This window comes from Streptomyces sp. NPDC088246, assembly GCF_044741025.1.
Lineage (GTDB): Bacteria > Actinomycetota > Actinomycetes > Streptomycetales > Streptomycetaceae > Streptomyces.
Window position 1 is genome coordinate 1 of the sequence record NZ_JBIURV010000075.1, and the last position, 26,343, is coordinate 26,343.

Here is a 26,343-nt window from a genome sequence, read left to right on the forward strand (position 1 = left end):
CTCAGATACCCCGCTCCACGGATGCACACCCCGCATAACGGCGCAACGCTCAGTCCGTCACTACCAGCTCAATGAACATTCAAACAACGGCATTGTGTGCCTGGGGGCAGGTGGCACACGCTGATCTCCAGACCCGTCTCGGTGGCCAGGGCGGCGAGGTTGGCCTTCCAGGCGCGGGCGCGGGGGCTGTTCGAGCCCCCGCCGTCCGCGGTGATCAGGAGTCTGTGTGCGTCGGGGTAGGCCGTTTGGCCTTCCTCCCTCCACCAGCGGCGCAGGGCCGCGACCGCGAACGCGGCGGTGTCGTGGTCGGTGCCCACCACGACGAAGCCGGTATTGCGCCCCAGGTCGTAGATGCCGTACGGGATCGCCGTACCGGTAGCGTGGGAGGGGAAGTCGTGGTCGAGGACCTTCACCGGCGCACCCGACGGCACCCACTCCCTCCCGGCCTGCGCGAACAGCCCGATCTGCTCCTTCTTCTTGGTGTCCACACTGATCACGGGATCGCCGGCGGCCAGGAACCGGCCCACCGTGTCGTTGAGGTGCCGGAACTGGGCATCACGGTCCGGGTGCGAACTCCCCGCCAGGACCCGCGCGTTCGCGCGCAGGCTGAACCCGGCCTGCTTGAGCAGCGCGGCGATGGTGTCCCGGCCCACCGCGTGGCCCTGGGCGGCCAGTTCACCCGCCAGGTGGCGCAGCGACTTCGTCGTCCACGTCAGCGGCCGTATGGGATCACCCTGGGTACTGTCCTCGACCAGGGCCAGTAGTGCGGCCCGCAGCCCCGGATCCTTCTCGGCCGCGGCCGGACGGCCCGCGCCGGCCCGGCGGGTACGGCCGTGTGGCGCGGGATCCTCCTCCAGCTCGGCCAGCCCACGGGAGACGCAGCCCTTGGAGACTCCTGCCGCCTTCGCGACGGCGGCGATCCCACCGTGACCGAGTATCCGGGCCTCCGCCCCGTACAACAACCGACGCTGACGCTCGTCCAGATGCGGCGTCACCGCCTCCAGCTTCGCCCGCAACGGACCGATCAACTCATCGAAACGCCCCATACCACATCAACGATCCGAAGGCTCGGAAGCAACCCGTAGAAAATCGACGGCCCCGAGAGCACTTCCAGAGGGCGATAAGAGCCGGTTCCTCAGACTTGGTACCGATCTGCCCCTCCTGATGGCGGGCTACCGCCTGCGGAATTCGCGTGGACGACCTCATTGGCGGGCTTCGACCCGTGACTCCCCACCTCGCTGGAGGGAGTTCTGTCCGGTAAGTCCCCCTGTGAGCCTCCGGAGTGATCGCGTAAATTGGGTCGAGCTGGCTCTTATCGCCCTCTCAGCACCGTGAAGCTGAGGACCAAAGTCACCCGCGGGGCTGGCAGCCCAGCCGCGGCCCTGGCGATGGTGTTCAAACTCGTCGAGTCCGCCCAGACCCGCTGGCGCGCCATCACCGCACCCCACCTCGTCGCTCTCGTCCGCGCCGGATCCCGCTTCGAACGCGGACACCTCGTCGAACGCCCGGAAGGTCACGCGGCCTGACTGGAAGGAAGAGCGGAAGCCTCCCACCGAGGCCAAGGCCCTGGTCGGACCGGGTGGGGTGATCGCCTGGGAGGGGCGCGAGTGGACATGTCGAAGACGGCCCCTTCGGGCGCGCCTTGGGCACGGTGTCTCCTCGACGTGGCGCATACTCCAGTGCCGGTCTGGTTGATCACTGGCATATGCTCCCCGTGCCGACATGCAAGGCAGACCGAGGGGGCGTTCATGAGTGATTCCTGGAGTGCCGGTTCGGAGACCAGGGGCGGGGACTGGGTGGGCGAGGAGGGAGGGACGCCGTTTCCAGAAAACGTGAGCGGTGCGCCTGACGGCGGGGCCGGGCTGTGGCGCATGCTGTCGTGCCTGGGGATCGTCGTACTCGTCCTGGCGATGCTGGCTGGAGGGATCATCTGGCTGTTCCAGGATGAACTGTTCCACCCGTTCGGCGACGTCCGGGCATGCGAGGGAAGCGACGTACAATTGCCAGGCGTGATCCACGCCGGGGGCGCGTCGATCCCCGCCGGCGCCTCCGACGTCCACTACTTCACCCGGAACGGCAGCGCTGAGGTCACCTTCGTGAGCGGCCAGATACCGGACTACCTTCACCGTGCCGGCATCCTCCCGGATGGCGAGCCCCTGTTCGATGAGAAGTACGGCACCAAAGCGGTCGCCGACGACGAGATCGAGCTCCCGGATGGTCTGTGCGGCTCTCCCCTGCGTGGCCCTGTCTGGATCTATCACTCCACAAGCGCCACCGGGTCCAGCGTCAACGTCATGGTCGAGCGCTCTCCCACGGTCAACGACTACTTCCGCTTCCCGGCCCGCGCCGTGGTCACCTACAACCTCCCCTGACGCGCACGGTGGAAAGTCTGACCAGTTCAGATGCCGTGTCCTCTATCGTTGTGGGTCGTCCCACCAGTCCCGCGATGCTCAGCATGAAAGACCGTGGTGGAACGCTGGCGTCCTTGGACACATCACTTCGGCGTCTTGTCCTTGCAACTCTCCGAAGCTCTCACCACGCCGAAGACAACGGGGAAATCGGTGATCTGCTGGTTCGGGCCCGGCTGGGAGTTGCAGATCTTCCACTCAGCCGGGTCGTCCACCGGACGGTCCTGTCCGCTCGCGTCCTCGAAGGTCATGTCGAGTTCGGAACTCATCTGCTCGTATGCACGCCCGGCGTTGCCGCCGATGACATCCGGCATGGTGGCGGTGACCGGCCGCTCGGGGTTTTCCGAGCGACGCGTACTCCTGCAGCATGCCCGCCGGCAGGGCCCGGACCTCGCTCTGACGTCCTTGCCGTCAACCAGAGAGCCCAGGCCCTCTACCGGCGACTGGGCCTGCACGAGGTCACCTGGCACGGCGAGAAGATCAGGGTGTCCCCCAAGCCGTCTCAGCCCGGCCCGATCCACAGATCTTGACAATGACTCTGCTGGGAGCACTCATGTCAGAGGTCGGCACGCTGCAGGAGAACGTGCTCCGCCCACAGGGACTGCACTTCAGCGGTCTGGCCCCCCGCGAGATTGACGTGCGCCGCCTCATCACCGAAGGACACGACACCGAAGTCATCGCGAAAAAGCTCGCCTACTCCGAACGCACGATCAAGAGCGTGCTTCATGAGCTGATGACCGGCTTTCAGCTTCGCAACCGGAGCCATGCCGTCGCGTACGCGATGCGCCAGGGCCTGATCTGCCGCCTTCCGCGGACGGTCGTTGCCGAGTGACCCGGAACTCGAGCATCGCCGCAAAGCGTTCGTCGGGATCATTCAGGTTCAGTTGCGCGATTTCTGCCGCTCGGCGAAGGCGGTATCGGAATGTGTTGGGGTGTACATCCATGGCCGCAGATGCGTTCAGGGTGTTGCCGAGGTGGTCAAGCCATTGAGCCACGGTTTCCGCCATCGTGGTTCCGTGTTCTCGATCGTGGTGATGCAGCCGGGCGATGGGGCCGTCCAGCAGGCCGCCCTCGTTGCGCAGTTGGTCACCCATCTCCAGCAAGAGTTCGTCCACTTGGACGTCGGCGAACACCGCGACTCGGCCGGCTGGTTCCTGGCGCAGGACACGTAGGGTTCTGTCCGCATCGTGCCGCGAGCGAGCGAGGTCGGCCGGATCGGATGACGAGACCACGCGACCGATGCCGATCGCCACTCCTCCAGGTCTGTCCCGTGCACGGTCGAGGAAATCGTTCGAAACCCGCTGGGCCATGGCCGTGACGTTTTCCTTTCCTTTCCGAATCGGCGCCGGCACGATCGCGTAGCACACGTCGCCGACCAATGCCACGACCGCGCCGGGTGCCGCGACCGACAGGTGAAATGCGAAGGAGTCGGTGATCCGTTCCAAGGTCTGCCGCCGAGCTTGCCCGGAGGCCGCAGCGTCGGCCGAGTTCCCATTCGGAAGGGACAGGCCGAGCACGGTCACGGTCCGGTGCGCAAGTCCAAGACGCTCGATCGCACCCGACGCCGGGACGCCTCCTGCCAATGCGGTTGCGATGAGGTCCGCGCGAACCTGCCGGTCGATGTCTACACCGATACGGTGCCGCAGCAGCTGCAGCGCAACGACTTTCGCAGCATCGACGAGTACTTGCTCCTTCTCGTCGCTCAGGGGCCCAGGGACAGCCGCCCAGATCGAGCCGAGCACTTGGTCACCTGCACGTACGGCTATCGCCACGCGCGGAAGACCTGGCGCGCCTTCGATCTGCGGTGTGTCGATGAAGATCGGTTTCTCGTCGGCGTGGAGCCGTTTGAAGACGCCCGCTCGTTCCTGCGCGAGGCGGGCGTGCCGAGGGACGCCCCGTCCGAGAATCGTCTCGATCCGTGTTTGATCAGCCTCGTTCTGGCGATCGGAGAACGCCAGAATCTGTGAGTCGCGATCTTCGATGGTGATCGGCGCGTCGAGTAGTGATCCGATCGCGTTGGCCAGGGCGAACGAGTCTTCCGCGGGCATTCCGGCCAGCAGTTTCTCGCCACTCGCACTGCTGGAGAGCAGCGAGCGGAGCAGGACGACCAACTGTGCCCACGTTGCTCCGCCGGCGAGGCCGAGCAGGGCCACACCGCTGCGTTCGATGTGAGCACGCAGCTCCGGCTCGAGATCCAACGGCGCACGTACCACGAGGGCGGGCGCCTGGCGTGTGACCGCACGATCGAGCAAGGCCGGCAGATCCCGGACGTCGGCGGCGGTACACAGAAGCATGGCCCCAGGGCGAACCGGTGCTTGTTCCCGCGGATCGTCGACGACGACGTCGGTGATCAACGTCGTTCCGTCGATGGTCCCCGCAAGAACCTCCAGCAGGGTGCCGGCGAGGTTGCTCACGACGTTGTCGAGCCTGGCTCCAGGGCTGGTCACGATCGGCACCCTTCGTTTGCTTCCTGCTGCACCCAACGGTACGTCCTTCGTGAATCCGCACCACACCTCGGTCGTGATTGGTGCGGCCGCACGATGCACCTCGTGGTGACGCGCAGCACGCTGGTGCACATCGACGCCCCACCCCCGAAAGCAGGCAGTGTTTACATGTTCGCGACACCATCCGCCACCGGTGCATCCGGCGACGCGCGGTCCGCGTCGTCATGGGCGGAAAGCCTCGCCGAGCTCGGGTTCGAACTGCCGTCGACGGCCACGCCGATCGGCGTCTGTGTTCCGGCGGTGCGGACCGGTGATCTGGTCTACACCTCTGGCCAGTTGCCGTTGGTGCGGGGATCGAACGAACGACCGGGAAAGGTCGGCCGCAAGGTTTCGGTGACGGACGCGTCGAGGGCAGCAGAAATCTGCACTCTAAATGCACTTGCTGCGATCGATGCCCTCGTCGGCCTCGACTCGGTCGTACGGGTCGTGAAGGTGACCGGGTTCGTCGCTTCCGCCGACGACTTCGCCGGCCAGCCCGGCGTCGTCAACGGCGCCTCGAATCTGCTCGCGCGCGCTTTCGGCGATGCCGGTACACACGCGCGTTCGGCTGTCGGCGTCGCCGAACTGCCACTGAACGCCCCCGTCGAAGTCGAACTCATCGTCGAGGTTGCCTGACTCCCGACTCCCAGCCGGGCCCGACCGAGCGATGCCCGGCACGGTCTGCCACGACTGTCCTCGCCGACCCAAAACGCCTATATCCAAACACTGACATCGAACAAGGACACATCATGACAGTCGGCAGCTCCCCCGATGGGGCGAACGAGGACGGGCTCGCGCAAGGACTCAACAAACGACACATCCGTATGATCGCGATCGGTGGCGCCATCGGAGTCGGGCTCCTCCTCGGATCCGGGAAAGGCATCTCCTACGCCGGGCCGGCCGTGATCGGCGTCTACGCGGTCACCGGCGTGTTCATCTTCATCATCATGCGTGCCCTCGGCGAGCTGCTGATGTACCGGCCCGTCGCGGGGAGCTTCGCCGAGTATGCGCGCGAGTTCTTGGGCCCTGCATACGGTTTCGTCACCGGCTGGGGTTACTGGATCACCTGGACCGTCATCGGGATGGCCGAGCTCACCGCAGCCGGGGTCTTCGTCAAGTTCTGGTTCCCGTCGATGCCGCAATACCTCACGGCACTGATCGCGCTGCTCGCACTCGTCGGATTGAACCTGGCCAAGGTCGGATTCTTCGGGGATGCCGAATTCTGGTTCGCATCGATCAAGGTCGTCACCATCCTTGCCCTGATCGGTGGCGGCATCTTCGCACTGGTCTTCAACGTCGGCAAAGCCGGCCAGGCAGGTGGGATCGAGAACCTCTGGAATCACGGAGGCATCGCCCCGCACGGGCTGCTCGCGGTCCTTCTGGCCTTCCAGATCGTGGTCTTCTCCTACCAGGGCGTCGAACTCATCGGCATGACCGCAGCCGAGACCAAGGACCGGGAGTCCGTGATACCGAAGGCGATCAACTCCGTGCCCTGGCGTGTCGGGATCTTCTACGTCGGCACCCTGATCGTGCTGATGTCGCTGTTCCCTTGGGATCAGTTCAGCGCGGACGAGAGCCCCTTCGTCAAGAGCTTCTCGCACATTGGTCTTCCCGCGGCCGCCGGCGTCATGAACTTCGTCGTCCTCGCCTCCGCTCTGTCGGCGTGCAGCGCCGGGCTGTACAGCAACGGACGCCTGCTCAAGAAGCTCGCCGAGGACGGGCTCGCACCCAAGGTGTTCGAGAAGACCAGCCGTGGTCACGTGCCTGCGGCCGCCATCATCGCCTCCGGCACTCTGATGCTCGTCGACGTCGCGGTCAACGCGATCGTCCCGGAGAGGGCGTTCTCGTACATCTCGTCGGTCGCCACCCTCGGAGGAATCTGGAGCTGGGGTGTCATCGTCGTCTGCCACCTCGTCTACCGGCGTCGCGTAGAACGCGGTGAGGCACCCGCGAGTACGTTCCGGCTCCCTTACGCCAAGGCCCTGTGCTGGGTCACCTCGCCTTCCTCGCAGCTCTGACGATTCTCCTCGTGTTCGACGAGGGCCAGCGCATCGCCTTGTACGCCCTGCCGGTCTGGGCAGCGGTTCTCATCGGCAGCTACCGGATGTCGTCGCGAAACGCCGCCAGCAAGGAGCACGTTCCGGCCCGGGCACCGAGCGCGCTGTGAGCCCTGAGTCCATCCACTGGCACTGACACCCTGCCGAGCAGCCACCTCAAGGAGCATTCGTGATTCCCGCCGCATACCCCCAACTGCGTCTCGACGCCGCCGCCCTCGATCACAACATCCGCGTCATGGCCGACTGGTGCAAGACCCATGACGTCGCGCTTGCTCCCCATGTCAAGACGACGATGTCCGCTCCCATCATCGAACGACAGATCGCGGCCGGCGCCGTCGGCGTCACCGTTGCCACCGTCGACCAGGTCGCGACTGTGCTCGGCTGGGGACACAACACCGTCCTCATCGCGAACCAGATCGTCGATCCATTCGGACTGGCACGACTTCGGGCCTGGATAGCCGCCGACCGGGAACGGAAGATCCGGTGCTTCGTCGACTCCGCGGTCGGGATCGCCGCAGCGAATCAGGTGTTCGGCGTGCACGGCCCCGCTCTTGAAGTGCTTCTGGACATCGGCACCCCGGGTGGCCGCACCGGTATCCGCGACCCGAAGCAGGCCCGCCGCACAGCGGAGCTTGTCCGAGCGGCTCCCGGACTCCGGCTCGTGGGAGTCGCCGGGTACGAAGGCGTCGCCCCGAACACAAGGATCGCCGAAACGATTGCGGCCGTGGACGAACACTGCCGCCGGGTCCGCGACGTCTACCTCGACGTCGCCGGACTCTTCGAGACCGACCGCCCCGTGTACTCGATGGGTGGATCGGCCTTTCCTGACCGTGTCGTCGACTTCCTCCCGACGGACGACGACGTTCCAGGCACAATCCGGTTGCTCAGGTCCGGTTGCTACGTCACGCACGATCACGGCGTCTACGCCCGCGTGAGCCCGATTCCCGGCCTCGTCCCAGCTCTGGCCGTGCGCGCGGTCGTCGTGTCCGCCGCCGAGGACGGCACCGCCGTGGTCGGAGCCGGGAAGCGCGACCTTCCCTACGACACCGAGGCGCCAATCCTTCTGTCCGCCAGCACGGCGGCCGGAGGGGACAAGTCCGATGTCCGCGGACGTGTGCGCTCGCTGTACGACCACCACACCGTGCTCTCCGACACATGGAATCTCGAGGTGACGGATGTCGTCGAGTTCGGGATCTCGCACCCATGCTCGGCATTTGACCGGTGGCCGGAGTACCTCATCACCAACGACCACGGTGATGTGATCGACGTCTGGCACACCGACTTCCGCCGATCGTCGATCGACACAGCACTCAGCGAGTCTGCGAGAAGAACAGAGGCAGCTCATGCGCGGTAATCAGCCGCTTGAACCGCGGATACGCGGTCCACTCGATCGAGGTCACAATCCCGCCCCGTGCCCAGACGACAACAACATCACCACCAACAACACTGAACCGAACGGGTGGCGCAACAGGGATTCTCAGGGACTCGGTGTCGCACCCGGTGGCGGGGACAACGTTGTGCACCGGCGATGGATCGGCGATGACGCGGGATGGGAGCTGCCGGATGACGGGTTGGGGCTGTCGCAGTTCCTTCCCGCGCTGTTGCTCCACGAGACGGTCCATGGCACCCGGTATGGCGCCGTGACCGACGGGCTGACACCCGATCAGTACGCACGGCTGCTTGCGCCAATGTGCCGGCAGCCCGGCCCGGAGTTGTTCACCGCGCAGTACGCCGGCAACGGGCTGCTCGCCATCGCCTGGCTGGACGGAGACACCTGGGCGGTCCGGCTTGCGGCCCGTGACGAGGGCCTGCTCAGGTACGCCGAGGCCACGCCGGGGGCGGAGGTCGGAGCGGGCGAGTGGTGTCCCGTCAAGGCATCCGCACGGCTCCACCACCAAGCGCAGCCGATGCGAAATCCTCAATGGTCGCGACGATCGCCGGTTTGGCTAATACTCCAGCCGGACTTCTTCATTCGTGCTGGTCAACGACTTGGGCGTGGAGAGTGTAGTGGGCTGGAATCGGGGGTGGGTCGGTCTTTGCCGGGCCGTCCCACGAAGGTGTGACCGCGCCGTGTGCTGTGGCAACGTTCCGGGCAGTCCGCCCGAGCGAATGATGCACCAACACACGTCTGGGAAGAAGGACTTGACGATCTGCTCCTGCGGATCAGGTGACGCTCGCGTGGAGCCCCGGCGCCGGACGCGAGACTACGTCCGTGGGCTCCTTGGCCCCGTGGGCCGCAAGAACGGCTGGCAGCTCGCCTAATATGCCGGCCATGCCATCCCCGACGGGCTGCAGCATCTGCTCTCCCGGAGCCGCTGGAAGGCCGACGAGGTCCGTGACGACCTGCCCACGTTGCCGAGCACCTCGGCACGGACAACGGTGTGCTGATCACCGCCGACACCGGCTTCGTGAAGAAGGGCACCAAGTCCGCCGACGTCCAGCGCCAGTACTCCGGGCAAGAGGGGCGCATACCCGGCCCCTGCCGGATCGATGTCGGTCGCGGCGGACCGTTCGACGAGCGCGCGACCGGGAAGGGGCCCTCAGGCGGTACCACGCCGTCTTCGGCGAGGGCCACCAGGCCGCGTCTGAGATCGGGGTTGCCGGTGAGCCGGTGAGCCGGGGGACGACGTCGGTGACCATGGAAACCTCGCCCCTTGCGAACTCACATGATCACCGGGACTTTGAAACGCCCCTGCCCCGCGGCCTTGCACATCCGTGGAAGCCCCTGCCCGTGTGGCGCTTCCCTGCACGCCGGCGCCGGCACGTTCCACGGCCTACTCAGACCGGTCGGGCCCCAACCAGAAGGCTCCTCGGCTTCCCTCCGCGCCTGGAAGCGCGTCGAACCTCACCGGCCCGGAGATGGAGGCGCTACTGTTCGGCCCAGTCATATCTTCGCCACGCAGATACCGGTACAACCATTCCGAAAAGGTCATGTCATAGCGGTAGAAGTCATCATCGCTTCCGACGTAGACGTAAATCCGCGGCACCTCCCCCGGTTGAAAGAAGACGCACTCCCCTCGGTCCGACTCGACGAGCGGGACGAGGCCGTCGGGGCCGGAGAGGGTTACGTGCTTTCCGACCTTGATGGCCTGGACGACATCCCGCTCGACTCCGGTACTGAGATAGGGGGGTGTTTGTCTTCGTATACTCCGCAGCCAGGTTTCGCAAGTCAATTCCCGAACCAGTGACTGCCGCCGGAATGAGGTGACCGTTCGCCGGGATTTCCCCCTCGCTCCGGGTCTCGTCCATGCCGGGAGGTACTGTGGTCGAATTCGCGTTCATTCCGGGGCGCTTCCTCCCATAGTTGCAGTCCGACTTGTCCACCATGGCGAATACCCCAGTAGCCCGGCACTGCTCGCTGCCCTCGTGCGCGTCGAAGTATCGCTCGCGCGGAAGGTAGACGGCGTGCCCGGTCGAACTGAATCCACGGCCGTCGTCACACTTCTCGTCCTGCCGGGTCCGGCCACGATTCTTCCCGCCCGCCTCATCGGCAGGCCGAGGTGCATGAATCTCATCCCCGTCGACACGCGTGGGCGCAAAGATCGCGACCCCCGCGATGTCCAGCATGTCCTGGGCCGTGACAGTTGTGCTCACTCCCTGCCCGGCCGCCACGCGGCCGTCTTCCAGTCCGGCTTGGGGGTGGGGCGGGCAGGTGCCGGTACCGGATGCGTGCCATCGTTGGGGTTCTGGTCGATCGGTGGCGCGGGCGGAATGATGACCCCGCCGCCACCGCCGCCGCTCACGGGAGCCTGAAGCGCGAGGTGTTCGCACTCGGCGTGGTCCTTGCCGATCCGTCCATGCCGGGCTGTCATTTGGTCATCCACTGACAGACGGACGGCACCGCCTCGTGCCAACGCCTTCGCGAAGGTGGTCTTACCGAGCCGGACATGCCGGTAAGTAGCCATACGACGGGCTGAAGATCACTCACCCGCCTGACCCCAGCGGTCCCGGCGCCCTGCAACGAACCGGATTCCGACCACACGATCACACCATCGCGCAAAGCATGCGGAGCACGTGAACTGCCTGCCCGACAACACCCGATCAAGTTCAGTAGCGCGGCGGGGCCACATAGCTCAGGATTGCCGGTTAGCCGAACCGCCAATCCTGCCCACTCGTCGAGAGCCCGAGACCGATCATCGCGAATGGGGATCGAACGGACTTCCGATCGCTGATCGGTATGGATACGGCTTCCGGGAAAGCATCACGCATTCGCGGGCTTCGCCAGCCACAGCAACGGCGCCCGGCCTACCGCATCCGGCTGCCCGGGGGCCACAGGGCCCATGAGGCGCGCCCCAGGACCTGCGCCGCGTCCACGATGGCGGCCTGTGGCGAGGTCAGCCTGTCAGCTGCCCGCACCCAGAACCGGTTCCGGCCGGCCAGCAGTGCCGCTGACCAATCCAGGTCACTGCCCCTCGACGTAGCAAGGACGGTCTCCGACGGGATTCCGACCACAGTCCCGCGGGCCGCCTCAAGGATCGTGCCGCCCACCAGGTGGAGCGGCTGGACATCCATCCGCTCCAGGTCGGCAACCGGCTCCCTATCGGGTGCGATGCGCAACTCGGCCCGTTGCTCCCGCTCGTCCCGCTCCAGGTGCAGAAAACCTCCCTCGTCCCAGACGGCCGGGTTCGGGGGCAGAAAGACCACGTACAGGCCGAACAGCGACCATCGTCCGGGCAGGTCGACCGGAAGCTCGGTCAACTGTGCAGCTCCGCCAGTCCAGTTAAGTCTGCTTGCCACTGTCGGCAGATCCCGAATTTCAGCCCGAATCAGGGTCCAGGTGGGAACGGACAAGGAAGCCAGTTCCCGGACCGAATGGAGGAAGTGCTTCCCGGCCATCAGACCCGCGCTCCCCTCGTCCGCCGCGTCCGGTCCCCGGCCGGGCGCTGGACACGGCCCGTCGGGGCTGGGAAAGCCGCCAGGCCGCCCCCCACACCCGATGCTCTCCTCCCCCACTGACGACAAGGAGGGGAGGAGAGGCGGGGTGACGCTGCTTCAGCGGACCGGAAATAGGTGCTGCCCTGGACGAACGCGGGAACTCACCATCACTGACACCAAAGCGGGAGGTCGCACTCGCCCCCGTTTTGGCTCACCTGCCGCGATCCCGTCACTTCGGGTCGAAGGAGAGCCATGTACCGGCGAGGCCCTGCTGACCCGCCCCGGGCTGGGACCAGTCGCAGACACCGCTTCGGAAGATCGCCTTCAGATCCTCGAACTGGCCGTCGTTCACCGGCACTCGGTAGTCGGAGCGGACCACGGGACGCTTGCGGCACTTGACGATGTCGTTCGCCACATCGGCTCCGGCGACCATCCGCGGCGATGTCCACACCGGGTAGAGGGTGTTGCACTCGGTGTTGTCGATGCCCTCGACCTGGGGCTCCGCGATCTTTTTCGCACCGATGCCACGGGTCCAGCAGGCGTCCGTGAGACCCTGCGGCTGGTGGCGGACGATCTTCTCGATGGGGGCGTCGTTGCCGGAGTCTCCCTTGATGCCGGTGAGCCACTGGTCCATGTCGGACAGCATCCCCGCGAGAGTGAATCCGTGCCCGCTGGAGCGGGTGAGCATGACCTGGTTGGCGTGGGTTCCGTTGGCCTTGTCCAAGCGCGCCCGGGTGGAGAAGGAGTGGAAGCGCATGTGCATGTCGCCGGCCGCCGCGTCGTCCGTGTAGTCGCGGTAGTCGATGATCGGAACGTCGGCGAGGCCGCCACCGCCGTTCAGCATGCGGCCCGTGCGGTAGGCCGTCCGTACCGCCTTGAGATCGGCGACGGTGCGCTCCGCGGCGGGCTTGGCGTCGTCGTCGAGGCCGCCGATGCGCCGGTTCAGGTCGATGAACTGGTCCATGTCGATGGTCCCCTTGTTCAGGGCCTCAAGTCCGTACTGGATACCGGTGTTGTCGAGCGGCCTGCGCGCCTTCCCGGTCTCCGGTACCTCGCCGTAGACGTTCACGGTATGGCTGTAGACGTCACAGCGGGCACCGTCCGGGTTGGTTTCGGGGTCGTAGCGCTGCCCCTCGGGCAGCTGGGGCGGGCAGAACACCGTGGGGTCGATACGGCCGCCGGCCCTGGCCAGGCTGCCGATGCTCTCCCACTTGCCGAACCCGGAGACCGCCTTCTGCTGGTCCTTGGTGAAAGCGTCCGGCGCGACTTCCTTGAAGTAGTGGTTCAGGAGCTGGGCGTCGCTGAGTGTCTGAATCGTCCCGAAGCCGACGTCGGGGAAGCTGCAGCCGGAGAGGATGCCGTCCAGCAGACCCGGGTAGTTGTCGGCGATCTGGTGGGTCTGGTACGAGCCGCCGGAGCAACCGTTTCCGATGGTGAAGGCCGGGTCGCCGTACGTCTCCACGAAGCGTTCCTTGACCATGCTCATGGTCTCGGCGGCCAGCAGGTCGTTGCAGTTGTTGCCGAAGACGTTAAGCGTGGACGATGCGACGCCGTAGCCCTTGCTCAGATACGTGTCGTTCATGATGCCGACGGTGTTGCGGCCCTGGACGTACCAGCCGCCGTTACAGCCCCCGCCGAAGCCGTACACGAGGCGCCCGTTCCAGCCCGGCTCACGCTGCAGCGGGTCGGGGGTGCCGGACTTCGGGTCGTGCAGCACGGCCGTCTCGTAGATGCCGCGGTTGATGGTGCCGGTCTCGACGCGGACGATGTACGGCACCTTCCTGCCCGCGCTCGTCGTGGCGGTCGCCAGGTCGGCGGGAAGGACGTTCTCGTCGGGCAACGGAACGAACTTGCCGGCCGTGGTGCGATACATGTAATCGACACGGGTCTTGACCGAGCAGTCCTTGTCGATCGGCTGCCCGAGGGTCCCGCCGGTGACCGTCTTGAACTCGGCGGTGTCACAGACGAACGGCTGCTCGTGCGGCCCGGCGAACACCGGCCCCGTGATGGGGTGGTTCTTCAGGGTCAGTTGTCCGGCGTCCGCGCCCTGAGCCCTGGCCGTGAGCCTGTTGTCGCCCTTGGACAGCTCCTTCACCACGCCCATCAGCGCGTTGTTGCCGGAGGGCCGGAAGCTCGAGGTCACGTCCCGGCCCTCTACCTCGACCCGGACGTTGTCGGCCGCTATGGAGGCGGGCACCTCGACACGTATCAGGGCGTCGTCTCCCGACACCGTGCCGGGCCGCGACGACACGGCCGTCACCTGCAGCTTCTCGCGTTCCTGGCTGCCGGCCGGCGTCGCCGACGCGCCTACCAGAACGCCCATGAACGCTATGCCGACAAGGCCCAGTTCGACCGGCCTCGCGGCTCCTGTGAACGACACGACGGAACTCGCCTCACTTTCTGGAGTCGGAGATCGTGCTCAGTGTGTGGATGCGGGCCATGCGCCCGCCGGGACGGTGATGCAAATGTCCCGTTGTCATGGTGTGCGGCTTCCCAGCCAGTAACCGGGAGGGACCCGCTCCTTGTCCGGCGGCCTGTGCGGAACCGGATGGGACACAAGGGTTGTACGCGGCTTTCGATTCCGCAGGGGCGCCGGCCCGCGCGGCCGACCGGCCTGCCCGGCTACCAGTTGGTGAACGCCCCGTCCGCCGTGCGCAAGTGCGGGCGCTCGGCCGCCGCGGCCTGGTACCGGCGCGCCGCTTCCCGGTCGATGTCGACGCCGATGCCGGGCAGTTCGCTCAGCTCCACCCGCCCCGGCAGGATCGTCGGCCGCGCGGTGAAGAGGGCGGCGATGGCCGGATCGGGGTCGGTCTGGTGCTCCTGGATCGCCACATTGGGGCAGGCCAGGTTGAGTTGGAGCGAGGAAGCTGCGGTGACCGGGCCGAGCGGGTTGTGGGTGGCGAGCCTGATGTGGTGGGTCTCCGCCATCGCCGCGATCTTCTTCGCCTCGGTCAGGCCCGCGGCCACCCCGACGTCCACGCGCGCGTAATCGATGAGGTCGTCCTCGATGAGTGTTCTGAACTCCCATTTGGAGCCGTACTGCTCACCTGCGGCCAGTGGTACGCCGGTACGGGTCCGCAGCATGCGGTAGCTGTCCGGATTCTCACAGCGCAGCGGGTCCTCGATGAAGTACGGGCGGGCCGCCTCGACCTCCCGGCACAGGGTCAGCGCCTCCGGCGGATCCAGGCGCGTATGGACGTCAAGAATCAGCTCCACCTCATCGCCGACCGCGTCCCGCACCTGGTGGAAGAGGTCGACCGAGTCGCGCAGGCAGCGGCGGGCGTCGAGCGTGCCGTCGGCGTCGTGCGGCGAGGCGAACCGCAGATGACGCCAGCCCTCGGCGACCAGGCCGCGGCAGCGGTCCAGGAACCACGCGCGGTCGTGGTAGCCGTCGCCGACATGCACATAGGCGGGTACGTGATCACGCACCCGGCCCCCGAGGAGCTCATGCACCGGTACGCCGAGCGCCTTGCCACGGATGTCCCAAAGCGCCACGTCCACCGCTGCGATGGCAGCGCCGAGTATGCGGTCGGCGGGAAAGAACCCGCGCCGGAACATCACCTGCCAGAGGTGCTCGATCCGTCGCGGGTCCTCGCCGACGATCAGCTCCGCCAGGTGCTCGAGACCGCCCGCGACCGCCCGCTGGCGCGACCTGATGCCGACCTCGCCCAGGCCGTGGATGCCCTCGTCGGTGTCGACCACGACCAGCATCATGCTGTCGCCGTGGTCGGGGAGAGTCAGCACTTCCAGGCCGGTGATCTTCATTCCACTCCTCTATGAAAACGTTCCCGCAATTTCAGTGCCGTTCTTGAGAACACATCATCGACAGCAGTCGAGGCGAAGCGCAAGACCCGTGCATCCAGAAGGTTTTCCTCGATGAAATAGTCCTGACACACCTCTTGACACGTCATGGGAACGTTCGCAAACATCAACCGCATTCGCAGGATCCAGATGCGAGACGACCGGGGTCCCCCGGCTCAAGACGACGAGGAGGCCGTCCGTGGCAGTCACGATCCGGGAGGTGGCGAGCGCCGCGGGCGTCTCGGTGTCGACGGTGTCCCGCGCGTTCACCGCACCCGACCAGGTGCAGCCGACGACGCGGCAGCGCATCCTCGACGCCGCGGCCAAGCTCGGCTACTCCCCCAACCCGGCGGCCCGTTCACTGCGCGGCGGCGGCACCGGAACACTCGGCCTGATCGTCCCGGACATCGCCAACCCGTTCTTCCCGCCGATCATCAAGGCGATGCAGGCCCGCGCCCGGCACCTGGGCTACACGGTCCTGGTCGCCGACAGCGACGAGCGCGAGGCGGACGAGCTGGCCGCCATCGCGGCCGTATCGAAGCGTGTCGACGGCCTGATCCTGTGGGCCTCCACCCTCACCGAGGGCCGGCTCCATGAACTCGCGGGCCAGATGCCGCTGGTGGTGGTGAACCGTCATGTGCCGGGCATCCCCGAGGTCCGGATCTCACTGTCCGCCGGCATCGCACAGGCCGCCGAGCAGTTGAAGGCGTACGGCCATCGGCGCTGCGTCTTCATCAACGCGTCCCGCGCCGAGCTGAGCCGCGGCAAGTCCATCCAGGAGTCCTTCGAAGCGCTCGACCTCTCCCTGTCCGAGCTCGGCCCGTACGAGCCGCGGTTCGAGACGGGCGTGCACGCCGCCACCCTCGTCGCCGCCCACGACGCGACGGCCGTGATCGCCCACAACGACCTGGTCGCCCTCGGCGTGCTGCACCAGATGGCCAACCTCGGCGTGAGCGTGCCGCGCGACGTCAGCGTCATCGGCATCGACGACACACTGCTCGCCTCCGTCTCCACCCCCAGCCTCACCACGATCAGGATCGACCCCGAAGAGATCGCCACGCGCGCGGGGGACCTCCTGATCGAGACGATCGCGAGCACAACAGGCCGTACTGGACAAGGACTTGAAGTCACTTCCCCCTTCGTGGAGATCGGCTCCCGCCTGATCCCCCGCGCCTCGACGGGTCCCGCACCCGCCCACTGATCCACGGCGCACCACAACGAGCAAGGCACCGCACTACACCGCACCGAGCCCACTCCTGCCCTTCTTGGAGCCGTTATGCCCAGAAACTTCCGCTGTGCGGCCATACTTGGCTGCACAGCGCTGACCGCGACCCTCGCGGGCTGTTCCTCCCTCACCCCGAGCAGTGCCGGCGGGGACGGCGATCTCGTGCTGCGGGTGCAGGGCATGCCGCCGGCCACCGACAAGCCGGGGGTCGCCCTGTTCAAGAAGCAGGTGGCCGACTTCGAGAAGGCCAACCCGGGCATCAAGGTCAAGGGTTCGACCACGGTCTTCGACCCGCTGACCTTCTCCGCGAAGCTGTCCGGCGGCAATGTCGAGGACGTCATCAAGGTGCCGCTGACCGAGCCGCAGCGGCTCATCCAGCAGAAGCAGGTGCAGCCGATCACCGGGCAGCTCAAGGAGTGGAAGCACTTCAAGGAGTTCAACCCTCAAGTCCTCCAGCCGCTCACCGACAGCGCCGGCGACGTGTACGGCGTACCGCAGAATCCGTACGCCCAGGGCCTGGTCTACAACCGCGAGCTCTTCGAGAAGGCCGGCCTCGACCCGGACAGACCGCCGACCACCTGGGCGGAAGTCCGCACAGCCGCCAAGAGGATCAGCGACAGTACCGGCAAGGCGGGCTTCGTCCACGAGTCCAAGGACAACCAGGGCGGCTGGCAGCTGACGATGCTGTCGTACGCCTTCGGTGGCGAGCTGGAGAAGGAGCAGGGTGGCAAGTACGCCGCCACGCTCACCGGGGAGCCGACGAAGAAGGGGTTGCGGCTGCTCAAGGACATGCGCTGGAAGGACGATTCGCTCGGCAAAACCCTGCTCAACAATCAGAACGACGTGATCAAGCAGTTCGCGGCCGGGCAGGTCGGCATGTTCATGGGCAGCCCGGGGACGTACCGACTGGCGAAGATGCAGTTCGGTATGGAGAACACCGACGCCTTCGGAGTGGCCCCGATGCCGCAGTCCGGCGGCGATGCGACACTCACCGGCGGCGACATCTACATGGTCCCGAAGTCCGCCGACAAGAAGCATGCGGCAGCGGCCGTCGAGTGGCTGACCTTCGCCTACGCCAAGCCGCAGTACAGCACCGACATCGCCGCCGAGCAGGCCAAGGCGCTCTCTGCCGACCCGAAGTCCGCGGTGGGCGTGCCAACGCTTCCGGTCTTCGACAAAAAACGGCAGACCGAGATCGACGCAGCGATCAAGCCGTACGTCAATGTGAAGCTGCAGAACTTCAAGCCGTACATCGACGGTCTCTCCACGCTGAAACTGAAGCCGGAGCCGCCGTACCAGGCGCAGAAGCTGTACACCGTGCTCGACCCGGTGGTCCAGGCTGTGCTCACCAAGCGCGACGCCGACATCGACTCCCTGCTGGCCTCGGCCGAGAAGGACGTCAATGCCAAGCTCGCCGCGGACCAGAAGTAGCCGGCCCATGGCCCTGCTCACTCCGTCCCGGCGCCCGGCCGCTGTGGCCAAGGAGCCCGTGCCGCGAACCCTGCCGCAGCGGCGGCGTGGCACCGGCTCCCGCAAACAGTTCACGGCCTGGCTGTTCCTCGTCCCCGCGCTGCTGGTCTTCGGGCTCTTTGCCTGGTGGCCGATCGTGCGCAGCCTGCTGCTCAGCTTCCAGAAGACCAACCTCGTCGAGCCCGCGGTCTGGGTCGGCCTGGACAACTTCCGTACCCTGTTCGACGATCCACTGCTCGGCACCGCCGTCGGGAACACCCTGTTCTTCGTGGTCCTCGGCCTGCTGATCGGCTTCCCGGCGCCGCTGATCCTGGCCGCGATCATGTCGACGGTGCGGCACGTCGCGGGCGTCTACCGCTTCCTGGTGTATCTGCCGGTGGTCATCCCGCCAGTGGTGGCGATCCTGCTCTGGAAGTGGTTCTACGATCCCGGGAGCGGGCTCTTCAACAACGTCCTCGGCAAGGTGGGGCTCGGCCCGTACTCCTGGCTGGAGTCCTCCGACAGCGCCATGCTCTCGCTGGTCCTGGAGGCCACCTGGGCGGGCATGGGCGGCGCCGTCCTGATCTACCTCGCGGCGATGGTCGGCATCCCCGGCGAACTCTATGAGGCCGCCGAGGTGGACGGCGCCGGGATCTGGCGGCGGATATGGCATGTGATGCTGCCCCAACTCCGGTCCGTCATCGGACTGTTGCTACTGGTCCAGCTGATCAACACGGTGCAGGTCTTCACCGAGCCGTACGTCTTCACCGGCGGCGGACCCGAGAACTCCACCCTCACGGTCCTGCTGCTGATCTTCCGGTACGCCTTCCAGGACGGCGAGTACGGCCAGGCCGCCGCACTCTCCTTCCTGATGGTGCTCGCCCTCGCCCTGCTCTCCGCGGTGTATCTGCGGGCCACCCGCAGCTGGAGCACGTCATGACCACGCTCACCACCTTCGTCTCCACCAACGACCGCCAACGCCCCGGCGTACGCGCCGCAGTGCGCTCCATCCAGGTGTTCACCCTGATCCTGCTGCTGCTCATCGGCATCGGACCGCTGTACTGGATGGTCAAAGGCGCGGTCTCAACGCCCACCGAGCTCACCACTCAGCCCCTGGCCCTCTGGCCGGACCGGCCGGCCCTGGGCAACTTCTCGGCGGCGTACACCGATCTGAGTGTCGGCCGCTATCTGATGAACACCTTCCTGGTGGTCGGCGGATCGTGGTTCGTGCAGCTCTTCGTCTCGGCCACGGCGGGCTTCGCCCTATCGGTGCTCAGGCCGAGGTTCGGCAAGGCCGTCTACGGGGCGATCCTCGCCACGATGTTCGTGCCGTACACGGTGAACATGGTCAGCCTCTTCATGACCGTGATCGATGTGCCGTTCCTCCACCTCAACCTGGGCGACACCTACTGGGCGATCTGGCTGCCGGCCGGCACGAACGCCTTCACGGTGCTACTCGCCAAGCAGTTCTTCGACGCCCTGCCGAAGGAGCTGTTCGACGCGGCGCGGGTCGACGGGGCGAGTACCTGGCAACTGCTCACCAAGATCGTGCTGCCCATGAGCAAGCCGGTGCTCGCCGTGATCAGTCTGCTCGCGGTGATGCACTCCTGGAAGGACTTCATCTGGCCGCTGGTGGCCATCACCGACCCCGAGAAGCAGCCGATCAGCGTCGCTCTCGCCCAGCTCGCCACGCAGGCTCCGCAGGACCAGCTGATCGCCGCGATGGTGCTCGCCGTCGCCCCGCCGGTGCTCGTCTTCGTCGTCTGCCAGAAGTACATCGTCGCCGGGCTCGGCTTCACCGGAGTCAAGGGCTGAGTTCCACCGGAGCCAACGGCCGAGCCCTCAACTCCCCCACCACACCTTCCGCTTCGGAGCCTTCGGAGCACCCCGACCAAGAGAAGGGCACCTCCATGTCAGTCGCCCGCCGCAGATTCATCCAGGGCACGGCCGTCGCCACCGGCGCCGCGCTGCTGCCGACCGTTCCCGCGTACGCCGCGGACCCGGTCACCATCGAGGCCGACGGCATCACCCTGGTCGGCCGGAGCGACGGCAGCGTCCTCGTGCAGGACGGTGCGGGCGCCGACCGCATCCTGCTCAGCCACTTCATGATCAAGGACACCGCGCTCGGGCAGCAGCGCACCTTCGGCGGTACGCCCGCCCGGATCACGCTCCCCGACGGGCGGCCCGCTATTCAGGTCACGTACACGATGGCGAGCGGCACGTCCGGAGTCACGGTGCGCGGCACCTTCGACGTCACCCCTCGCAAGGCACACATGAAGTGGGAGGTCGGCGGCTCCAGCACGCTCACACCGGCCGGCTTCATGTTCTCCCGCACGGTGTACGAAGCGAGCGCGGCGGAGTCGTACGAAGCACTGACCATCTGGGAGCGGGACGCCCGAGGCGGCATTCCGTACGAGGTGAACGCGGGCGGCGCGTACGTGGAGACGTGGGCGGGATCGAAGGGCTTCTTCTGCCTTTCGTCCACCAACCCGGCGAGCACGAACGCCACGTGGCTCCATTCCCCCGGTACCTCGACCGGCGCGAGCACCGCGGTCACCGAGGCCGATCTGGTCCTCGGCGATCTGCGGCCGCGCGGGGCGGGAGCGCTCGCTGCCAAGAGGCCCCTCGGCGTGGAAGTGTGGACCGACCAGCCGTTCAACCTCTACAAGGCGGCCGGGCAGACGATGACGCTCAGGGCGCAGGTCGTCAACGGCTCCGCCGCGGCCAGGAAGGTGACCCTGACGTGGTGGGCGCGGGACTTCGGCGGCAAGAAGATCGCCGGTGGAACGCTCTGCAGGAGCCTCGCGGCGGGCGCCGCCTGGAATGCCTCCTTTCCCCTGACCTCGCCGTCGCAGAACATCGTGTTCACCGAGGTGCAGGCGGTCAGCGGCAGTGACAAGGCGCTGGCCCGCACGAATCTGAGCGTGCTCCCGGAGTTCGCGTACAAGGCGGGCAAGGAGTCGATGTTCGGCCTCGCCAACTACCCCTGGCTGCTCAAGCCCGGCAAGGACGCCGTACTCGGGCTGGTCAGGACGCTCGGCATCAAGTGGATCCGCATCGCCTACGCGGGTGCCCCGGGCATCGACACCGCGACTCTGGACGCAAACGGCATCGGACACAACGTGGAGCTGAGCGGCATCCCCGTGGGCGGTAGTCCGGAGCAGATCGCGGCCTGGGCCGACACGAATGTCGCCAAGGCACTGGACGCCGAGGCCGCATACTTCGAGGTGAGCAACGAGGTCAACCAGCCCTGGATGTCGGGCCGCGGCGCCGACGCCTACGTCCGGGACGGTCTGCGCCAGGTCACCACGCGCCTCGACGCGGCGGGCTCGCGGATGAAGGTCATGAACGCCGGCCTCGGCGGCATGGACTACGTATGGACCAAGAACTTCCATGACGCGGGCGGCTGGGACCTCATCGACGCCTTCGCCTTCCACCCCGGTCGCGGCAACTTCACGCCCGACTTCGCGCCGCCGCCCGAGGAGTGGACGCAGGGGTCGTCCGGCTCGTACTGGAACTTCCTCGGCGCACTGCGCAAGGCGAACCAGGTCCTGGAGGAGTACGGCGGCGGCAAGGAGCTGTGGCTCACCGAGGCGTACGCACCGACCCGGCCCAACGCGTGGTGGAGCGACACCTACCGGCACGCCGCCGAGAACACCCTGCTCACGCTCGCTCTCGCCAAGTCCGAGAAGGTACGCGCCGTCAACTGGTACCAGCTGCACGACTCGGTGATCCACCACCCCCAGGAGGCCGACCCGGCCAACCCCGAGTACCACTACGGCCTGATGAACCGCGACACCAGCGCCAAGCCCTCGCTCCTCGCCTTCGCGACCGCCGCCCGGGTCCTGGACGAGGCCGAGTTCGTCCGGCATCTCGCCTTCACGGACCAGGACATCAAGGGGCTCCTCTTCACCACTCCTGGCGGACCGGTGTCGATCATCTGGAGCCGCAAGGACGGGTACATCCTCAACTCCGAGCACGGCGAGGATCCTTGGTACGCATCGCCGGAGCCCTGGATCGACACCTGGACGACCCGGACCACGGTCGTCGCCCACTCGGGGACGGTCGACGGCACGGTGCGGGAGCTGAACTGCATCGGCCAGGAACGCTCTCTGAAAGCCTCCGGCGGCAAGATCGCCCTCACCCTCGACGGTGCCCCGCGCATCTACTACGGTCTCGCCGCCAATCCCGACTGGAAGTAAGTGACGTACGACATGAGGAATGAAACCGCACGGCACGACATCACCGTCGTCGGCGGCGGCCTGGCCGGGGTCTGCGCGGCAATCGCCGCGGCCCGGCTCGGCCGCAGCGTCGCGCTGATCAACAACAGGCCGGTGCTCGGCGGCAACGCGAGCAGCGAGGTCCGGGTCTGGGTGTGCGGCGCGACCGGCCACGGCAAGAATCACCATGCCCGTGAGGGCGGCATCATGGGCGAGTTGCTCGTGGAGAACCAGTTCCGCAACCCGGACGGGAACCCCTATTACTGGGATGCCGTGGTCCTGGACGCCGTGCGCGCCGAGCCCGGCATCACGCTCTACCTCAACACCGACGTGCGCGAGGCGGACGCCGAAGGTCCGGACGAGGCCCGGCGGATCACCTCGGTCACCGGCTGGATGATGGGCTCGGAGCGGCGGATACGTTTCGAGAGCTCGCTCTTCCTCGACTGCACGGGAGACGGCCTGATCGGCCACCTGGCGGGCGCCCACCACCGCATCGGCCGGGAATCGCGCGCCGAGTACGACGAGGCATGGGCTCCGGAGACGGCCGACGACATCACTCTGGGCTCAACTCTCCTCTTCTATACGAAGGATGCCGGCCACCCGGTCAAATTCGTGCCGCCGAACTTCGCCAAGGACATCACCCGGACCTCCATCCCGCAGCGCCGCATCATCAAGGCGGGCGACAACGGCTGCGCGTACTGGTGGATCGAGTTCGGCGGCGAGCTCGACACCGTCCACGACAACGAACGCATCCGCGACGAACTGTGGTCGGTGATCCACGGCATCTGGGACCACATCAAGAACTCCGGCGAGTTCGACGCGGCGAACATGACCCTGGAGTGGGTGGGCTCGGTCCCCGGTAAACGGGAGTACCGGCGCTTCCTCGGCGACTACGTCCTGCACCAGGGCGACATCCTCGGCCAGACCGAGTTCGCCGACCGGGTCGCTTTCGGCGGCTGGTCGATCGACCTGCATCCGCCGCAGGGCATGTTCGCCACCGAGGCAGGGGCCAGACAGCTCTACGCGGACGGCATTTACCACATTCCGTACCGCAGCCTCTACTCGGTGAACACCGAGAACCTGCTCTTCGCCGGGCGCAACATCTCCGCCAGCCATGTCGCCTTCGGCTCGACCCGCGTCATGGCGACCTGCGCCACGATCGGCCAGGCGGCCGGCACGGCGGCGGCACTCTGCGCCACCGGGGATGTCACCCCGCGCGAACTCCCCGTACCCGAGCTGCACCGGGCGCTGCTGCGCCAGGATGCCTCGCTCATCGGCCTCGCCTCGACGGACCCGGAGGACCTGGCCCTGCGGGCGAGGGCCACCGCCTCATCCACCTTGAGCAGCCTGGCAGTCGAGGACTCCGACGAGCTATGGCCGCTCGCGGCGGACGCCGGAATCGTCCTCCCCGCGGACCCGGACCTCTCCGGGGTGGAGCTGCTCGTCGACGCCGACCGCGACACCGAGATCGTGATCGATCTGTACGACCCCGAACTCGGCCAGAACTACGTCCCGCGCCGCCTCGTCACCTCCACCACCCTGCCCGTCGCCGCCGGTGCCCGGCAGTGGCTCAAGACGGGCCTGGACTGGTCTCCCGAAACCCCGCGCAACGCCTTCCTGGTAGTCCGCGCCAACGACGCCCTCGCTCTGCACCGCTCCGACCGCCCGACCCCCGGCGTCCTGTGCTTCACGCGCGTCCCGCTGCGCCCGTCGGACGAATCGCCGCAGCCGCTGCGCGAGTGGACGGACATGGGTCTGCTGCGCCGCACCTTCTGCCTCCGTACGGGAGAGACCGCGGCCTACTCCCCCGCCAAGGCCACCGACGGCTATGCCCGCCCGTACGCGGGACCGCACATGTGGGTCTCCGCACCACTGGCGGACGGCCCTGCCCCCTGGCTCGAGTTGGCCTGGCCCGAACCGGTCGCTCTGGGCCGGATCGAGGTCATCGCCGACGACGACGTCAACGAGGACCTGATCAACTTGCACCACCACCGCACGCCTTTCGACACCCTCCCCACCCTCCTTCGCGACTACCGCGTCGAGGCACTGGATACTGACGGCGCCTGGCGCGTCATCGCCCGTGCGGCGCAGAATCGGCGGCGACGCGAGACGCACACGCCGGCGGAGCCGGTCACCACATCGGCGATCCGGGTCGTCGTCGAAGCCACCAACGGGGCGGCGTCGGCGCACGTCGTCGCCGTGCGCGCCTACGAGTAGAAGCACCGATGCAGGAGAGTGACTGGATGGTCGGAAGAGCGATGGTAACCGGGGCCGCCGGGCGGATCGGGCGAGCGGTCCTCGCGCTGCTCGCCGAGCGCGGAATCGAGGCGAACGCCTTGGTCCTCGATGATCCCGGTGATCTCGCGGCGCGCCTGGTCGTGACCGGTGACGCGGCCGACGCGAAGACCGTGCGGGCGGCTCTGGAGGGCGCCGATGCGGTCATCCACCTGGCGGCGATCCCGACTCCCGCGCGCAATACCGCATTTGAGGTCTTCGCGGGCAACAGCCTCTCCACCTTCACCGTCCTGGAGGAGGCCGGCCGGGCCGGGATCCGGCATGCGGCAGTGGCGAGCTCCTGGGGTGTCACGGGCCTGCCCTGGACGGACGTCGAGGATCCGCATCCGCCGTACGCACCGGTCGATGAGGCGATGGCCTCCCAGGTTGCCGACCCTTACGGCCTGTCCAAACAGGTCGACGAGCTGACAGCGCAGATGATGGCGCGGCGGCACGGGATGAGCGTGGTGTGCCTGCGCTATCCGTACGTGGGCGGATTCGAGGAACGGCTGCACGCCCACGCCGCCCGGCTCACGGCCGACCCGGCCGCAGGGGCAAGGGACCTGTGGACGTACCTCGAGGTCCATGACGCGGCGAGGGCCGCGCTGCTGGCCCTGGACGTACCCGGCCGTGCGGCGCACGCGGTACACCTCTGTGCCCCCGAGATCATCGTGCCGTACCCGACGGAGGAACTGCTGCGCCGCTATCACCCCACCACCGTGCTGCGGCGCCCGCTGCCGGGTCGCGCGGCGCCGGTCGACACCTCGGCCGCGCGCAGGCTGCTGGGGTTCACGGCACAGAATCTCCTCGGTCATGGGGCGGTTCCGCCGAGTTGAGATCACGACGGCCGCCGAACCACCGCAGATGGGAGAGAACAGGATGTTTCCCGAGTCCGAGTGACGTACCGAGTGGTATCCGCGACGACTCCACCAAATCGTCGTCAGCCGGGCGAAGGTGAACGGCGCGCGGCCAGTGAGGTCGGCCGCCTCTGTCATCGACGCGACCCGTGAGGTCGGCCGGCCGTGCCGTGACCCCAGGCAGCCCGGAGCGTGACAAGCTGTTGTCTTTCCGATCGTGCGGTCTTTCTGGATCGAACAGAGTGCTGGATCGGGTGAGTTCGCCGCTGTGCACGCATGAAGGAAGGGCCTCCTGGTAGCTCGCGGTTGTTGAAGCCAGAGCGACAGGGAGGCCCTTGTTGTTGCAGTCTTGCGTGGTCACCTTGGTGGAGTCCAGCTCGTCCACCCCAGGGTGTGACTGTCTCGCCCACAGGTTCGGGAACGCGGCCGATCAGCCCGACCGGGAGCCCTATTACGACTCGGACACGAGTGATGCGGAGTGGGCGGTGGTCCGGCAGGCTTTTCGGGCGCCGGTGTGGATGGAGAGCCGGGGTGGCCGGCCCGAGGGCTACTGCCACCGCCAGGTACTCGACGCGGTCCGCTACCTGGTCGGCAACGGGCAATGCCGTTGCTTGAGGGGTGCAAGTAGTTCCTCTCCCGGGCACGGTGACTGCCGGGGTGCTGGTTCGTTGACCGGACATGCATCCGTGGATCG

Annotated in this window: 20 protein-coding genes and 3 pseudogenes; 15 read left to right on the forward strand and 8 right to left on the reverse strand. The window is 67.1% G+C overall.

Translation table 11 applies throughout. The features are described 5' to 3' along the window. Window positions 1-95: 95 nt before the first annotated feature. Window positions 96-1,046: pseudogene (locus ACIPEK_RS42545) on the reverse strand (ISAzo13 family transposase); the annotation flags it as partial. A gap of 279 nt (window positions 1,047-1,325) precedes the next feature. Between ACIPEK_RS42545 and ACIPEK_RS42550 the strand changes: the two are divergent. Together ACIPEK_RS42550 and ACIPEK_RS42555 are read left to right on the forward strand one after the other, a co-directional pair. Then, window positions 1,326-1,526 (forward strand): annotated as a pseudogene (locus ACIPEK_RS42550) (IS256 family transposase); the annotation flags it as partial. A gap of 222 nt (window positions 1,527-1,748) precedes the next feature. After that, the gene (locus tag ACIPEK_RS42555) at window positions 1,749-2,372 is read left to right on the forward strand and encodes a hypothetical protein (RefSeq protein WP_402007732.1); all 624 of its coding nucleotides are present in this window, start codon (window positions 1,749-1,751) and stop codon (window positions 2,370-2,372) included. A 122-nt stretch (window positions 2,373-2,494) separates the two neighbouring features. On the opposite strand, the gene ACIPEK_RS42560 is transcribed toward ACIPEK_RS42555, so the two are convergent. Together ACIPEK_RS42560 and ACIPEK_RS42565 are read right to left on the reverse strand one after the other, a co-directional pair. Continuing rightward, complete coding sequence (locus ACIPEK_RS42560; RefSeq protein ID WP_351084244.1) at window positions 2,495-2,722, reverse strand: hypothetical protein; 228 nt, start codon at window positions 2,720-2,722, stop codon at window positions 2,495-2,497. Between the two features lie 242 nt (window positions 2,723-2,964). After that, window positions 2,965-3,135, reverse strand: coding sequence for a hypothetical protein (locus ACIPEK_RS42565; RefSeq protein WP_402007766.1), 171 nt, complete (start codon window positions 3,133-3,135; stop codon window positions 2,965-2,967). Here ACIPEK_RS42565 and ACIPEK_RS42570 point away from each other — a divergent pair. Then, a complete protein-coding gene (locus ACIPEK_RS42570) occupies window positions 3,085-3,240 on the forward strand; it encodes a hypothetical protein (protein WP_402007760.1) in 156 nt (51 codons plus the stop codon). The two genes, ACIPEK_RS42565 and ACIPEK_RS42570, sit on opposite strands and share 51 nt — an antisense overlap. Before the next feature lie 13 nt (window positions 3,241-3,253). Here ACIPEK_RS42570 and ACIPEK_RS42575 read toward each other — a convergent pair. Beyond that, window positions 3,254-4,702, reverse strand: a pseudogene (locus ACIPEK_RS42575) (PucR family transcriptional regulator); the annotation flags it as partial. A gap of 318 nt (window positions 4,703-5,020) precedes the next feature. Between ACIPEK_RS42575 and ACIPEK_RS42580 the strand changes: the two are divergent. The 5 genes from ACIPEK_RS42580 to ACIPEK_RS42600 all read left to right on the forward strand — a co-directional run bounded on the left by ACIPEK_RS42580 (window position 5,021) and on the right by ACIPEK_RS42600 (window position 9,563). Next, window positions 5,021-5,527: a RidA family protein gene (locus tag ACIPEK_RS42580; RefSeq protein ID WP_402007762.1), complete on the forward strand. Its 507-nt coding sequence runs from the start codon at window positions 5,021-5,023 to the stop codon at window positions 5,525-5,527. 113 nt (window positions 5,528-5,640) lie between these two features. Beyond that, complete coding sequence (locus ACIPEK_RS42585) at window positions 5,641-6,909, forward strand: amino acid permease (RefSeq protein ID WP_402007734.1); 1,269 nt, start codon at window positions 5,641-5,643, stop codon at window positions 6,907-6,909. An 11-nt stretch (window positions 6,910-6,920) separates the two neighbouring features. Continuing rightward, window positions 6,921-7,058: a hypothetical protein gene (locus ACIPEK_RS42590; RefSeq protein WP_402007736.1), complete on the forward strand. Its 138-nt coding sequence runs from the start codon at window positions 6,921-6,923 to the stop codon at window positions 7,056-7,058. A 59-nt stretch (window positions 7,059-7,117) separates the two neighbouring features. Further along, on the forward strand, window positions 7,118-8,302 hold the full coding sequence (locus tag ACIPEK_RS42595; RefSeq protein ID WP_402007738.1) for an alanine racemase: 1,185 nt from the start codon (window positions 7,118-7,120) through the stop codon (window positions 8,300-8,302). A gap of 1,054 nt (window positions 8,303-9,356) precedes the next feature. Further along, on the forward strand, window positions 9,357-9,563 hold the full coding sequence (locus ACIPEK_RS42600) for a hypothetical protein (protein WP_402007764.1): 207 nt from the start codon (window positions 9,357-9,359) through the stop codon (window positions 9,561-9,563). 975 nt (window positions 9,564-10,538) lie between these two features. Here the strand turns inward: ACIPEK_RS42600 and ACIPEK_RS42605 are convergent. The 4 genes from ACIPEK_RS42605 to ACIPEK_RS42620 form a co-directional block, all read right to left on the reverse strand. Further along, window positions 10,539-10,760, reverse strand: coding sequence for a hypothetical protein (locus tag ACIPEK_RS42605; RefSeq protein ID WP_402007740.1), 222 nt, complete (start codon window positions 10,758-10,760; stop codon window positions 10,539-10,541). Window positions 10,761-11,193: 433 nt separating this feature from the next. Continuing rightward, window positions 11,194-11,646 carry a hypothetical protein gene (locus ACIPEK_RS42610; RefSeq protein WP_402007742.1) on the reverse strand — a complete coding sequence of 151 codons (453 nt, stop codon included), beginning with the start codon at window positions 11,644-11,646 and terminating at the stop codon, window positions 11,194-11,196. A 406-nt stretch (window positions 11,647-12,052) separates the two neighbouring features. Further along, window positions 12,053-14,203, reverse strand: coding sequence for a DUF6351 family protein (locus ACIPEK_RS42615; RefSeq protein ID WP_402007744.1), 2,151 nt, complete (start codon window positions 14,201-14,203; stop codon window positions 12,053-12,055). 242 nt (window positions 14,204-14,445) lie between these two features. Further along, the gene (locus ACIPEK_RS42620) at window positions 14,446-15,588 is read right to left on the reverse strand and encodes a mandelate racemase/muconate lactonizing enzyme family protein (RefSeq protein WP_402007746.1); all 1,143 of its coding nucleotides are present in this window, start codon (window positions 15,586-15,588) and stop codon (window positions 14,446-14,448) included. Window positions 15,589-15,823: 235 nt separating this feature from the next. On the opposite strand from ACIPEK_RS42620, the gene ACIPEK_RS42625 reads away from it, so the two are divergent. The 7 genes from ACIPEK_RS42625 (at window position 15,824) to ACIPEK_RS42655 (ending at window position 25,628) form a co-directional block, all read left to right on the forward strand. Continuing rightward, the gene (locus ACIPEK_RS42625) at window positions 15,824-16,825 is read left to right on the forward strand and encodes a LacI family DNA-binding transcriptional regulator (protein ID WP_402007748.1); all 1,002 of its coding nucleotides are present in this window, start codon (window positions 15,824-15,826) and stop codon (window positions 16,823-16,825) included. 75 nt (window positions 16,826-16,900) lie between these two features. Continuing rightward, a complete protein-coding gene (locus tag ACIPEK_RS42630; RefSeq protein ID WP_402007750.1) occupies window positions 16,901-18,280 on the forward strand; it encodes an ABC transporter substrate-binding protein in 1,380 nt (459 codons plus the stop codon). A gap of 7 nt (window positions 18,281-18,287) precedes the next feature. Then, a complete protein-coding gene (locus ACIPEK_RS42635; RefSeq protein ID WP_402007752.1) occupies window positions 18,288-19,238 on the forward strand; it encodes a carbohydrate ABC transporter permease in 951 nt (316 codons plus the stop codon). After that, complete coding sequence (locus tag ACIPEK_RS42640) at window positions 19,235-20,113, forward strand: carbohydrate ABC transporter permease (RefSeq protein ID WP_327277530.1); 879 nt, start codon at window positions 19,235-19,237, stop codon at window positions 20,111-20,113. The genes ACIPEK_RS42635 and ACIPEK_RS42640 overlap by 4 nt, the downstream gene beginning before the upstream one ends. Before the next feature lie 95 nt (window positions 20,114-20,208). Further along, window positions 20,209-22,500 (forward strand): hypothetical protein, encoded by a 2,292-nt coding sequence (locus ACIPEK_RS42645; RefSeq protein WP_402007754.1) that lies wholly within the window; start codon window positions 20,209-20,211, stop codon window positions 22,498-22,500. 12 nt (window positions 22,501-22,512) lie between these two features. Further along, the gene (locus tag ACIPEK_RS42650) at window positions 22,513-24,735 is read left to right on the forward strand and encodes an FAD-dependent oxidoreductase (protein ID WP_402007756.1); all 2,223 of its coding nucleotides are present in this window, start codon (window positions 22,513-22,515) and stop codon (window positions 24,733-24,735) included. A gap of 41 nt (window positions 24,736-24,776) precedes the next feature. Further along, entirely contained in the window at window positions 24,777-25,628 is an 852-nt protein-coding gene (locus tag ACIPEK_RS42655) for an NAD-dependent epimerase/dehydratase family protein (protein ID WP_402007758.1), read from the forward strand. The last annotated feature ends 715 nt before the right edge of the window (window positions 25,629-26,343 follow it).

Coding starts and splice junctions, on each gene's coding strand:
- ACIPEK_RS42640 (WP_327277530.1), top strand. CDS start 19,235: ATGACCACGCTCACCACCTTCGTCTCCACCAACGACCGCCAACGCCCC.
- ACIPEK_RS42630 (WP_402007750.1), top strand. CDS start 16,901: ATGCCCAGAAACTTCCGCTGTGCGGCCATACTTGGCTGCACAGCGCTG.
- ACIPEK_RS42585 (WP_402007734.1), top strand. CDS start 5,641: ATGACAGTCGGCAGCTCCCCCGATGGGGCGAACGAGGACGGGCTCGCG.
- ACIPEK_RS42580 (WP_402007762.1), top strand. CDS start 5,021: ATGTTCGCGACACCATCCGCCACCGGTGCATCCGGCGACGCGCGGTCC.
- ACIPEK_RS42560 (WP_351084244.1), bottom strand. CDS start 2,722: ATGCCGGATGTCATCGGCGGCAACGCCGGGCGTGCATACGAGCAGATG.
- ACIPEK_RS42605 (WP_402007740.1), bottom strand. CDS start 10,760: ATGACAGCCCGGCATGGACGGATCGGCAAGGACCACGCCGAGTGCGAA.
- ACIPEK_RS42555 (WP_402007732.1), top strand. CDS start 1,749: ATGAGTGATTCCTGGAGTGCCGGTTCGGAGACCAGGGGCGGGGACTGG.
- ACIPEK_RS42655 (WP_402007758.1), top strand. CDS start 24,777: ATGGTAACCGGGGCCGCCGGGCGGATCGGGCGAGCGGTCCTCGCGCTG.
- ACIPEK_RS42565 (WP_402007766.1), bottom strand. CDS start 3,135: ATGAAGCACGCTCTTGATCGTGCGTTCGGAGTAGGCGAGCTTTTTCGC.
- ACIPEK_RS42645 (WP_402007754.1), top strand. CDS start 20,209: ATGTCAGTCGCCCGCCGCAGATTCATCCAGGGCACGGCCGTCGCCACC.
- ACIPEK_RS42620 (WP_402007746.1), bottom strand. CDS start 15,588: ATGAAGATCACCGGCCTGGAAGTGCTGACTCTCCCCGACCACGGCGAC.
- ACIPEK_RS42635 (WP_402007752.1), top strand. CDS start 18,288: ATGGCCCTGCTCACTCCGTCCCGGCGCCCGGCCGCTGTGGCCAAGGAG.
- ACIPEK_RS42650 (WP_402007756.1), top strand. CDS start 22,513: ATGAGGAATGAAACCGCACGGCACGACATCACCGTCGTCGGCGGCGGC.